The sequence below is a fragment of the Dysgonomonas sp. GY75 genome (assembly GCF_015234155.1).
GTDB classification, from domain to species: domain Bacteria; phylum Bacteroidota; class Bacteroidia; order Bacteroidales; family Dysgonomonadaceae; genus Dysgonomonas; species Dysgonomonas gadei.
Genome location: NZ_JADCLQ010000036.1, coordinates 832,542 through 844,388, shown reverse-complemented (window position 1 = coordinate 844,388; position 11,847 = coordinate 832,542). Strand labels below are relative to the sequence as shown.

General features: G+C 39.5%; 13 protein-coding genes. 9 read left to right on the top strand and 4 right to left on the bottom strand.

Annotation, left to right across the window (positions count from 1 at the left end; translation table 11 throughout):
• Positions 1–42 precede the first annotated feature (42 nt).
• Together IR083_RS15495 and IR083_RS15490 are read left to right on the top strand one after the other, a co-directional pair.
• Positions 43–1,602 (top strand): stage 0 sporulation family protein, encoded by a 1,560-nt coding sequence (locus tag IR083_RS15495; RefSeq protein WP_194224996.1) that lies wholly within the window; start codon positions 43–45, stop codon positions 1,600–1,602.
• Positions 1,568–2,074 carry a gliding motility lipoprotein GldH gene (locus IR083_RS15490; RefSeq protein ID WP_194224995.1) on the top strand — a complete coding sequence of 169 codons (507 nt, stop codon included), beginning with the start codon at positions 1,568–1,570 and terminating at the stop codon, positions 2,072–2,074. The genes IR083_RS15495 and IR083_RS15490 overlap by 35 nt, the downstream gene beginning before the upstream one ends.
• A 66-nt stretch (positions 2,075–2,140) precedes the next feature.
• Here the strand turns inward: IR083_RS15490 and IR083_RS15485 are convergent, their stop codons facing one another.
• The 4 genes from IR083_RS15485 to IR083_RS15470 form a co-directional block, all read right to left on the bottom strand.
• Positions 2,141–3,244, bottom strand: a complete 1,104-nt coding sequence (locus tag IR083_RS15485; RefSeq protein WP_194224994.1) for a TlpA disulfide reductase family protein — start codon at positions 3,242–3,244, stop codon at positions 2,141–2,143.
• 89 nt (positions 3,245–3,333) lie between these two features.
• Complete coding sequence (locus IR083_RS15480; RefSeq protein WP_006801318.1) at positions 3,334–4,428, bottom strand: TlpA disulfide reductase family protein; 1,095 nt, start codon at positions 4,426–4,428, stop codon at positions 3,334–3,336.
• Positions 4,429–4,720: 292 nt separating this feature from the next.
• Positions 4,721–5,485, bottom strand: coding sequence for an SDR family NAD(P)-dependent oxidoreductase (locus tag IR083_RS15475; protein ID WP_006801317.1), 765 nt, complete (start codon positions 5,483–5,485; stop codon positions 4,721–4,723).
• A 150-nt stretch (positions 5,486–5,635) separates the two neighbouring features.
• Positions 5,636–6,649, bottom strand: a complete 1,014-nt coding sequence (locus IR083_RS15470) for an NAD-dependent epimerase/dehydratase family protein (RefSeq protein ID WP_194224993.1) — start codon at positions 6,647–6,649, stop codon at positions 5,636–5,638.
• Between the two features lie 606 nt (positions 6,650–7,255).
• Here IR083_RS15470 and rpmB point away from each other — a divergent pair.
• The 7 genes from rpmB (at position 7,256) to IR083_RS15435 (ending at position 11,847) form a co-directional block, all read left to right on the top strand.
• On the top strand, positions 7,256–7,495 hold the full coding sequence (rpmB, locus tag IR083_RS15465; protein WP_006801314.1) for a 50S ribosomal protein L28: 240 nt from the start codon (positions 7,256–7,258) through the stop codon (positions 7,493–7,495).
• 17 nt (positions 7,496–7,512) lie between these two features.
• Entirely contained in the window at positions 7,513–7,701 is a 189-nt protein-coding gene (gene rpmG, locus IR083_RS15460) for a 50S ribosomal protein L33 (protein ID WP_006801313.1), read from the top strand.
• A gap of 13 nt (positions 7,702–7,714) precedes the next feature.
• On the top strand, positions 7,715–7,876 hold the full coding sequence (locus IR083_RS15455; protein ID WP_006801312.1) for a DUF4295 domain-containing protein: 162 nt from the start codon (positions 7,715–7,717) through the stop codon (positions 7,874–7,876).
• A 155-nt stretch (positions 7,877–8,031) separates the two neighbouring features.
• Complete coding sequence (ftsY, locus tag IR083_RS15450) at positions 8,032–8,985, top strand: signal recognition particle-docking protein FtsY (RefSeq protein WP_006801311.1); 954 nt, start codon at positions 8,032–8,034, stop codon at positions 8,983–8,985.
• 3 nt (positions 8,986–8,988) lie between these two features.
• A complete protein-coding gene (rimO, locus tag IR083_RS15445; protein WP_006801310.1) occupies positions 8,989–10,284 on the top strand; it encodes a 30S ribosomal protein S12 methylthiotransferase RimO in 1,296 nt (431 codons plus the stop codon).
• A gap of 17 nt (positions 10,285–10,301) precedes the next feature.
• The gene (locus tag IR083_RS15440) at positions 10,302–10,592 is read left to right on the top strand and encodes an HU family DNA-binding protein (RefSeq protein ID WP_006801309.1); all 291 of its coding nucleotides are present in this window, start codon (positions 10,302–10,304) and stop codon (positions 10,590–10,592) included.
• Positions 10,585–11,847, top strand: coding sequence for an HU family DNA-binding protein (locus IR083_RS15435; protein ID WP_194224992.1), 1,263 nt, complete (start codon positions 10,585–10,587; stop codon positions 11,845–11,847). Before IR083_RS15440 ends, IR083_RS15435 begins: the two co-directional genes overlap by 8 nt.

The following is an 11,847-nucleotide window of genomic DNA, read 5'->3' as shown; positions in this document are numbered from 1 at the left end:
CGTAGAAGGGGCTTTGTCTTAATTAATTAAAATAAATATATAATGGAAAATCAAAATACATTTGTCCCACACGATTGCCAGGGTACCTGCAAAACGCCCGTGGGATGCACCTGTGCCAGAGCGAACAAAAAAGCTTTGGAAACGGCAGATATTGAAACAGGATATGTGGCAGCCACAAAAAGTTGCGGATGCGGCTCTGGCGGAGGCTGTAGTTCCGGAGGAAGTTGCTCATGTAAATCAGGTGGCGGTTGTTCATGTAAATCAGGTGGCGGCTGCTCCAAGAAGGGCGGTTCATGCTGCTCGAGAACAAATAAACTGGAAGTTTACAACTGGCTACAGGATTTACCGGAAGTTGCCGGAGAATCACAAATGGTAGAGGTACAGTTCAAGAATACACGAAAAGGTTATTACCTGAATAGCAACAATGTAGAGATATACCGGGGCGATATTGTAGCTGTGGAAGCATCCCCGGGACATGATATAGGAGAAGTAACCCTGACAGGAAAACTGGTTCAGCTACAAATGCTTAAAAATAATTATCGTGGCGAAACCAAACGTATCTATCGCATTGCAAAGCAAACTGATATAGATAAATGGAATGAGGCCAGAGCCAAAGAGCACAAAACGATGCTCCGTGCGCGGGAGATAGCCGAAGAATTGAAACTGGCCATGAAAATCAGTGATGTGGAATTTCAGGGAGATGGTAACAAAGCTATTTTCTACTATATAGCCGATGAGCGGGTAGACTTCCGCCAATTGATAAAAGTATATGCATCGGAATTCCGTGTAAAAATAGAAATGAAGCAGATCGGTGCGCGTCAGGAAGCCGGACGTGTAGGTGGTATAGGCCCATGCGGCCGCGAATTGTGTTGCTCCAGTTCCATGTCTAATTTTGTATCGGTTTCCACATCAGCAGCACGCTTGCAGGATATTCCGCTAAACCCTCAAAAACTTGCCGGACAATGCGGTAAACTGAAATGTTGCCTCAATTTCGAAGTAGATACATACGTGGAGGCTCAACGGAAATTGCCCTCAAGAGAAGTGGTTTTAGAAACGAAAGATGCTTCATTCTTCCATTTCAAGACTGATATTCTTTCAGGTGAAATGACATATTCTACCGACAAGCATTTTGCAGCAAACCTCGTTACACTCCCTAAAGACCGCGTATATGAAATTATCAGGATCAATAAACAGGGAGGCAAGCCGACACATCTTACCACAGAGCCTCAGGAACAGACAGAAAAAGTGACCTCTCACGATATATTGCAGGAGAACATCAATCGCTTCGACAATAACAGTGGCAACAATAACCGGAATAATAAAAAGAAGAAGTTTGTAAAGAACAGGTCTGAAAATAGCGGACAAGGCTCTCCAAACAACCAGGGAGGAAATAACCGGCCGGATAATAGCAATAAACAAGCTAATAATAACAAGCAGGCAAATGCAAACCCGAATGCCAGGCCAAACAATAACAACAGGACTGAAAACAACAATCAACAGAATCAGAACCAGAATAAAAACAATAATCATAAAAATAACAGGAACGACAGAAACAGACATAACAGAAATGGGAAGCCTGACCAGAAAAAGCCTGACGCATAAGCCTCTATCTGTCTTATGCGGCATACTGTTAACTATCATAGCTATCTCCTGCAACAAGCAGGAGGTATATTATCGTTTCCATGAAATAAAGGATGCGGAATGGGCACAGAATGATAAGCTCATATTTGATATAGATTCCACCGTTTTCGAATTGAACGTTCCATATACCATATATTTTGAGGTGACCAACAATGTGAACTACCCGTATCAAAACATCTGGTTCTTTGTCCAATCAGACATTTATAACGATTCTGTATTTACAAAACGGGAAAAAGAGTTTCTGTTGGCTGATAAATTCGGCAAGTGGACAGGTTCTGGATTTGGTACGTTATATCAGGCGTCTTTTATTTTTGATGATAATATCATCTTTAATAAAAAACGTAGCCATCAGATAATAATAGGACATGGTATGCGCGATCAACAACTGAAAGGTATTGAGAAAATCGGAATTAGGATAGCAAGGAAAGAGTAAATAAGTATATGAATACAAAAAGAGCTTATCAGTAATGATAAGCTCTTTTCTTATTTTATAGCTTGATTATTTAAGCAATTCAGTCAGTTTAGCAACAGCTTCATCGGCGCTTATTCCGCGAGCCAAAATCTTACCGTCTTTATCGAGTAATACAAGGTGAGGTATAGAATTCACCCCATAAGCACCGGCAAGTTCGCTATCCCAGAATTTCAGGTCGGATATCTGAGCCCATGTAATACCAAGGTCTTTAATTCCTTTTACCCAGTCCTCATTGGTTCTATCTAACGAAATACCTACAATCTCAAAATCCTTTGTTCCAAATTGCTTGTACGCTTGTACCAGTTTCGGCATTTCGGCACGGCATGGAGGACACCATGACGCCCAAAAGTCTACAAGCACATATTTACCCTTACCTGCATAATCAGACAGCGCTGCATCTTTCCCCTCAGGGGTCTTTCCTTTCAGGTCTGTAAACACTTTGCCTTCCGTAGTTGCATCCAGAGCCTGTATACGGGCCTCAAGTTTTGCCATCCTTTCGTTGGTTTTATATTCAGGTTTTACAGATGCAAATAACTCTTTCATTTGATCTAAAGTAAACAGATATGATCTGGATGCAAATATATAGGCGCCTATCTGGCTTTGTATATTTGCTTTCACATAATTATATATTTCTTTTGTCTTCTGAGCATCGATCTCTTCATATTGTTTTTCGAGTTCAGCTTTTGCAACCTTAGATGTATCCAGTTTCGATTTTTCAAATACAGTTTTTAGTTCCGTGTCAAATCCGCTCAGTTTGGTATTCAAACCTTGGTAAGCACCATTCGAAGCTGTACCTTTAATAGTAGAAACACTATCCAGGGCAACTTCTATCTGTCCGGGTTCCACAACCAGCAAAACCGGTCTTTTCACTATATCTGTAGGTTTAGCCAATGCTATGAAATGAACTTTCGCGCCTTCTTTTGCAAGTCCTTTAAACTGAAATTTGCCATTCGTCACATAAGCAGAGTCAATTGCTACCTGATCTCTCCAGTTATCTTCAAGTGTCTGCAAGTACACCTTAGCACTATCAGACGCTCCCGCTATTGTACCATTAATAGTAAACTGATCTTTTTCGCCACAAGATGTAACCAACACCAGTACCGTTGATAGAGATAATATAATTTTCTTCATTTTATTAATAAATAAGACAGTTAATATATAAGTTCTCGAATAAATTACTCAAACCATTAGTAATAAAACAAGGAATGTTATTGTATTGTTTAATTGAGTATTTCAGCAATCTTAGCTTCCAGTGCAGCTCCTCGCAGGTCTTTAGCCACGATCACGCCATTCCCGTCTAATAAAACAGTATGCGGTATAGTGTTCACACCATATAGTTCTGAAGCTGATTTTGTATCATCAGCTAACTGTATCCATGTCATTTTGTGAGTCTTCACAGCATTAAGCCATGCTTGCCTGTCTTCATCTACAGATATTCCAACGATCTCAAGACCTTTGGCTTTATATGCATTATAGGTTTTTATCAGACCCGGCATTTCCTGAATACACGGACCGCACCACGAAGCCCAGAAATCGATAACAACACATTTGCTTTTGCCTGCATATTCGGACAAGGCAACGGCCTTACCGGTCATATCTACCAACTGTACATCAGCGAACGGTTGGCCGACTTCAGGCACTACCCTGTTCAACTCTTTTTCCAAAGCTTTCATTTCCGGAGTATTACGGAAAGTACTGTCAGCCAAAGGCAATAATTCTTTTAGTTGCTCCATTGTAAACATCGAAGCAGAAGAATAAAACAAAAATTCACCGGCCTTGTTCGACATATTTGCTTTTGTAAATTCAAAATTAGCTTTTTGCATTTCTTCCTGTAATGCCTGCATTCTTGAATTAGCATCCGGGACTCCCTGTATACCTCCTGCATCATTCACTTCCTTATATAAAGCAGCCATCTTATTCATTGCGGTCTGAACCTTATTAAACTCATCATTTCTCGGGGTTCCGCTTGTACTCACTGCATTTTTTTCTAATGTTATCTTTATTGCTCCCGGCTCCAGAATAAGCGTTCCTACCGGAGAATCTGCCTCTGGAGTCTCCAGTTTGCCTACAGAGATAAAACCCATAATAGGATTACCATCAGTAGTTCCTTTGAACTTGAATTTCCCGTCTTTCAATACTACTGAATCTATCACTGAAGATGATTCGGCTCTCATGCTATCTATCTTTTGAAGATAGATCATCTTACCATCAAATGTATTTTCAGTGAAATTACCCTCAATAGTATACGCATTCTTATCCTGACAAGAAGCTAACACCACTGTCAGAATAGCTAGGATTAATGTGATTTTTTTCATTAAAAGAAAAGTATTATTTATTTCTATAAATTTTATTTATGTGCAAAGATAACCAAATACTTCGGACAGAGAGTTATCAAAGTCCATTAGTTGATAATCGGCATGTAATTATATTTCAATGGATTTATCTATATATAACGGAGTATCAGTCCTTAATATTGCCAATTTATTCTTCTTTTCGAGATATTTGTTAGCAAATGAAAGGGCAATAAACACGAAGTGGCCAGCTTATATTAGCCGACCACTTATAAAACGAATTCTATATTAAATTTATCAAGACCGGATTTATGCTTTAGATTGCCGTCCAGCCGCCATCTACGAAAATGGATTGTCCGGTAATATAACTTGATTCATCGGCAGCTAAAAATATCAAGGCACTATCCAGTTCCTCAGTTCTGCCTGTACGTTCCATACAAGTACTGTTTTTTACAAAATTCACAAAATGATCATTATGGATAAATCCTCCTGTCATTTCAGAGTCAAAAAAGCCCGGAGCCAGATTATTTACAGTGATATTATACTTTGCCCATTCCGCAGCCAGGGCTCTTGTGAAGTTCTCAACAGCTCCTTTCGATGTGTGGTAACTAAGGCATGCGCTAAATTTATTCCCGACCTTTCCGTACATCGATGATACGTTGATTATGCGACCATACTTATTGTCAATCATATTCTTACCAGCTTCGCGGGCAAAATAGAATACTCCGTTGACATTTACATCCATTACTTTCTTAAAGTCTTCACCTGAAACATCCTCAGCTTTACCGCCAAGTGCAATACCGGCATTGTTTACCAGTATATCTATTTTACCAAAATGCCGGATAGCTTGGTTTATGGATGATATTACTTCTTGCTCTTTGGTTGCATCACATTGGATAGGGAGGCATTCCACCCCTAATTTCTTCAAGTCCTTTGCATCTTCTTCCAGACGCTCGATCCTGCGGGCAATTATTGCCACATTCACACCTTGCTCAGCGAGCGTACGAGCAAATCTTTTTCCTAAACCAGAAGATGCTCCTGTTATCACAGCAACTCTTCCTTTTAAATTAAATAATGACATATATCTACTATTTAAATGTTTAAAGAACTAAATACTATCGGTTCTCCCTCTGAAGAATTCTTTAAATGTACACAATAAGTAGCATATAGTCAAATTTAAACTTGTTTATTGTTATATAATACTCTTTTCTCGTATCATTTTGCAATCGACTTATAACCAGCCGTTTTCTTTATACCATTTTATGGATTCTTCCAAACCTTTCTTTAGATTGTATTTTGGGGAAAACCGGAGGTCGTTGGAAAGCGGGGTTATGTCGCATTCCCAGTTGCGTTGCTTCATTATTTTATATTTATCCCTATTCAAGGTTGATGGCTTCTTGGTCAATCTGGATATATTTTCAGCTATGGAAGAGATTACCCTTAATAACCATAAAGGAACCTTCAGGCTAACCACATGCTTTTTTCCTATAGATTCTTTTACCAACCGGGTATATTCCTTATCGGTATATACATCTCCATCGGCAACAAAATAAGCTCCGTTTCGGATGTCGCTTTCTAAGCCGAGAAACGCAGCATCGACGAGGTCTTTGACATATATAAAAGTCAGGTGTTGAGGTCTGAATCCCGCACCTACATCCAATCCTGATTTTACAGTCTTTACCATCAAAAAATAATCCTTTTCGCGCGGACCGTATACCCCTGTTGGACGCAAAATGATGTATGGAAAATCACTGGTCGATTGTAAATACATCTCGGCCTTAAGTTTGCTTTTTCCGTATGCCGTATTGGGGTTAGGGACATCGGTTATCCTTAACGGAATATAATTAATTTCATCTCCAAGTCCATATGCGCTGAGACTGCTCATTAATATAAATTTTTCGGGAACAGCATCCGCATCCTTGAGTGCATCTATAAAGTTAGCTGTATATTGAAAGTTAACTTTGTCGAAATCATTAGGATTTAAACATTTTGTGACTCCGGCATTGTGAATAATATAATCAAATTTCCCGTGTTCGGACACAAAGTGTCGTAAGTCCTCCGTTAATTTATCTTTATCTTGAAAGGGGAGGTCTATAAACTGAATACGCGTATCCTGCAAATATTCGCGACTGCTGCTTTTGCGGATTCCGGCCCAGGTTTCATAACCTTTTTCCAAAGCCTTTTCGACCAGGAAGCTGCCTATAAAGCCACTGGCCCCTGTGATGAGTATACGTTTATTATTCATATGCCAAAGATACAAATATTATTTGCCAAATATGAATAAAGGCGTCTGCCTATAAGGGCAAACGTACGAAATATGTGTTTTTATGCAGAAAGTTTATCTATATGGATAGCTGTTAGCTTATAGTTCTTTGATATATTGGGATAAGTAATAAGTTAAATGAGATACGAGTAGACAAGATACGAGAAGAAGGCTAACGGCTAAAAGCTAATAGCTAAAAAAACTGTTGCCTTTTAACTATATATGATTAATGGATGTAAAAATGACAGTACGGAAATAGTCCAAAAACTGTCAGATGTGTCAGGTTTTAACTATATACGGTTAATAAATGTGAATGAGATCAATGGCTAAAATCCTCTATTTCATGTTTTTGCCCTATCTGCCTGTATCCTAAGCAGTAGTCCTCCGGCAAAATTAATCAAAAATAGTTTATAGTAATCACATTAAGAGGATTAGTTGAGCCGAAACTGGAAATAAAAAGAACTTTAACGATATAAATATTTGTAGGTTTGAAAAATATGACTAAATTTGCATCCCGATTTGGATAGGATTTGCATCCCGATTTGGATAGGATATAATATAAAAATAAACATATAAAACACAATAGCGATGTCCAAGATTTGTCAAATTACAGGAAAAAAAGCTATGGTTGGCAATAATGTTTCTCACTCTAATAGAAAGACAAAGAGAAAATTTAATGTCAATCTTTTTAAAAAGAAATTCTACTGGGTAGAAGAAGATTGTTGGGTTAGCCTGAATGTTTCAGCTGCAGGCCTTCGTACAATCAATAAAATTGGATTGGACGCTGCAATCAAAAGAGCGGCCGCAGATGGTTATTTAAACGCTTAATTTAGGAGGAACAGGAAATGGCTAAGAAAGCAAAAGGAAACAGAATCCAGGTGATAATGGAGTGCACAGAGCACAAAGCCAGTGGTATGCCGGGCACATCCCGTTATATTACGACTAAGAACAGAAAGAATACTACAGAGAGATTGGAGCTGAAAAAGTACAATCCTATATTGAAAAGAGTAACTGTACATAAAGAAATCAAGTAAAACAACATAAACCATGGCAAAGAAAACAGTCGCAGGTTATCGTGACCCATCAGCAAAAGACGGTCGTAACTATGCTAAAGTAATCAAAATGGTAAAGTCTCCTAAAACAGGCGCTTACACATTTAAAGAAGAAATGGTTCCAAACGAATCAGTAAAAGATTATTTCGCAAAATAGTCTTGTTAAAAATATTTAAAACGCCTCCTTCATTCTTATGCAGGGAGGTTTTTTATTATCCATTTCGTAGCTTTGCAGAAGGTAAAAATACCGGGCAGCCCCAAGGCTTAAGAGATTGATTTATTTTTATCTATATAATCAGAAGAATAAAATCTATGGGATTATTTGATTTCTTTTCGAAACAAAAAAAGGAAACGCTTGATAAAGGATTGGAAAAGACTAAAGAGTCAATGTTTTCCAAACTATCACGTGTTATTGCCGGAAAATCGAAAGTAGACGATGATGTACTCGATCAACTCGAAGAAGTGTTGATCATGTCCGATGTAGGGGTAAACACTACATTGAAGATTATCGAACGTATCGAAAAACGGGCAGCAAAGGATAAGTATGTAGACGACAAAGAGTTGAAAAATATACTGCGGGAAGAAATCGCTGATTTATTGACTGAAAATAATGCCGTAGATAATGATGATTTCTCTGTTCCGGAAACAGCAAAACCATATGTAATAATGGTTGTCGGAGTTAATGGTGTTGGTAAAACAACTACAATCGGCAAGCTGGCAAATCAGTTCAAGAAAGCAGGCAAGTCCGTCTACCTTGGTGCAGCCGATACATTCCGCGCCGCAGCCGTTGAGCAACTGGTTATCTGGGGCGAGCGTGTAGGTGTTCCGGTCATAAAACAGGCAATGGGTTCCGATCCGGCTTCTGTGGCTTTTGATACATTAAGTTCTGCTAAATCGAACAATGCCGATGTTGTAATAATAGATACAGCAGGACGACTCCACAACAAAATCGGTTTGATGAACGAGCTTTCAAAAATAAAGAAAGTGATGGATAAGATAGTTCCGGGAGCACCGCATGAGGTACTACTTGTACTCGACGGCTCTACCGGACAGAACGCGTTCGAACAGGCTACACAGTTTACTGCTGCTACCGACGTTACAGCTTTGGCTATTACCAAACTGGACGGTACGGCAAAAGGAGGTGTCGTAATCGGTATTTCCGATCAGTTCAAGATACCGGTAAAATATATAGGTTTAGGAGAGGGTATTGACGATCTTCAGGTATTTCGCCGTCGCGAGTTTGTCAACAGTCTCTTTGGAGAATAAGAAATGAAGAAAAACAGAATAGATGTCATCACGCTTGGTTGTTCTAAAAATCTGGTAGACTCCGAGTTATTGATGAAACAATTGTTGGCAAACGGCTACACCGTAAAACATGATCCGGATAAGTCGGAAGGAGAAATCGTAGTTATAAATACATGTGGCTTTATAGGTGATGCAAAGGAAGAATCTATCAATATGATTCTTGAGTTTGCAGAGGCTAAGAAAGAGCGAAAACTGAATAAGTTGTTTGTAATGGGCTGCCTTACCGACAGGTATATGGAGGAATTGAAGGCCGAAATACCCGAAGTGGACAGCTTTTACGGGAAATTTGGATGGAAAGCCCTCATCTCTGATTTGGGTAAATCATATCATAAGGAGTTGGCGCTGGAACGCAACATAACCACTCCTTCACATTACGCTTATCTGAAAATTTCGGAAGGCTGTAACCGTGCCTGTTCCTATTGTTCTATCCCGATTATGACAGGAAAGCATCAGTCCAGGCAGATAGAAGAAGTAGAGGAAGAGGTCAGGCATCTGGTTGCTTCCGGTGTAAAGGAGTTTCAGGTTATCGCACAGGATTTGTCATATTACGGTTTGGACAATTACAAGCAGGCGAAGCTACCGGAATTGATTGATCGCATAGCAAAGATTGAAGGCGTGGAATGGATCCGTTTGCATTATGCATATCCGGCAAATTTCCCTTACGACCTATTACCGGTGATGCGAAATAATGAGAATGTGTGCAAATATTTAGATATAGCGCTACAACATATCAGCGACAATATGCTGAAAAAGATGCGCCGCAATATTACGAAAGAGCAGACATATAACCTGATAAAGCGTATCAGGGAAGAAGTTCCCGGTATTCATATCCGCACCACTCTTATGGTAGGGCATCCGGGAGAATCGCATAAGGACTTTGAGGAACTGCTCCAATTTGTAAAGGATGTACGCTTCGATAGAATGGGTGCATTCCCTTATTCACATGAAGACGGAACGTATGCCTATGCGCACTACAGGGATGAAATATCAGATGCGGTAAAACAGGAACGGATGGATGTCCTGATGGCTCTGCAAGAACGGATAGCTCTTGATATTAATGAACAGAAGATAGGTAATACCCTTAAAGTAATTGTAGACAGGGAAGAATCAGACTATTATATCGGCCGTACTGAGTATGATTCGCCCGAAGTAGATCCTGAAGTATTGATTAAGAAAAATAAAATGCTTAATATTGGGGACTTTTACAATGTCAGGATAACGGGTGCCCAGCCATTCGATCTATATGGAGAAGTGATTTAAATCTAAATACAAATGCTATGACAAACCAGGAATTAATAGCTGCATTGGCTAAACGGTTAGGGTGGACTCAACGACAGACTTCCGAAGTATTGGAAGCTACTGTTTCCATAATTAATAGCAATCTTGAAGATGGGAACTCTATTAATATTCAGGGGTTCGGTCTTTTTGAAACAAAGAAAAAAGGAGAACGGATATCCGTTAACCCTGTATCAAAACAGCGTTTCCTTGTTCCTCCTAAAATCTCATTGGCATTTCGTCCCGGACAAACAATAAAAGATAACCTTAAAAATCTGGAAGTAAATGAATGAACGGCTTAGTCTACAGGATTTAATTGACCTTCTGGCAAAAAAACAGGGAATAGCGAAAAAGGAGGCAGAAACCTTTTTACGGGAACTCATTGCTGTTATCTCAGAGAGTATAGAGAGCAATGATTCGGTACGGATAAAGGACTTCGGTGTATTTAAACTGGTTAAGGTGAACGCACGTAAAAGTGTGGATGTAAATACAGGGGAAGCAATTGAGATTCCGGCTCATTACAAACTTAGCTTCACTCCCGATAAATCACTAAAAGAAGCTATCAATAAGCCTTTCGCTCATTTCGAGAGTGTTGTCCTTGAAGATGGGGTTTCTTTCGAAAATGTAGAAAGCGAAACCGAAGAGGATATTACCGAAGAGCTGGACGATAGCACTGATACAAGCTCCATCGAAGAAGAAATTACAGAATATATCAATGTTCCTGAGGAATCAGCGGAAAAAGCTATCGAAGCAAATGAAATAGTAGAAGGAACTCCTGATCCGGAGATAGAAACCGAGGCAGAAGCAGAGTCTGCCATAACAGAAGCTAAAGCAGAGGCTGAAATAGATACCGAAGAAGAAAACACCGTAGCAAACGCTCCCGGAATAATTCATGAAGAAACAGTTGCGCCCTTCAAGACTCCTTCTGCCAGTACAGACATTGAGTCTATGTTCTACAATCACAGAAAGAAGTCTAAGCGCAGACGCTTTATCTCTTTGGCTTTTGTTATACTTCTTATTTTAGCGGCGTTTGCTATTGGCGGATACTATTTTCAGGAACTGGCAGGATTTTTAACAGGACAACCTCCTGTGGATAAGAGCAAAAAAGTAGTAATTGTTTTTGATAAGAAATCACCAGTCGATTCACTGGCGCAGAAACAAGATTCGACACAAATACAAGGCATTGCTCAGGAAACAAAGAAAGAGCCTCAGCAGGAAACAAAAATGCCGAAAACCGAGCCAAAGAATGAAGACGTAAAGGTTACCGCCCAGCCGGTTAAAGATTCTTCCAAACCTCTGGCTACAGAAACTATACGAAGTGGTCATACTCTTCGGAACATAGCACTGGGATACTACGGTCATAAATCTTTTTGGGTCTATATCTATGAAGAAAACAAGAGCGTTATCAAAAACGCGAATAATATCGCACTCGGGACAAAGCTGATTATACCTGCCCCAGCCAAATACGGTATTGATTCGAAGAATCCGGCTTCGATAGAGAAGGCCAAACAACGCGAAGCGAAGTTATTTAAAGAGATGGGTATCTGA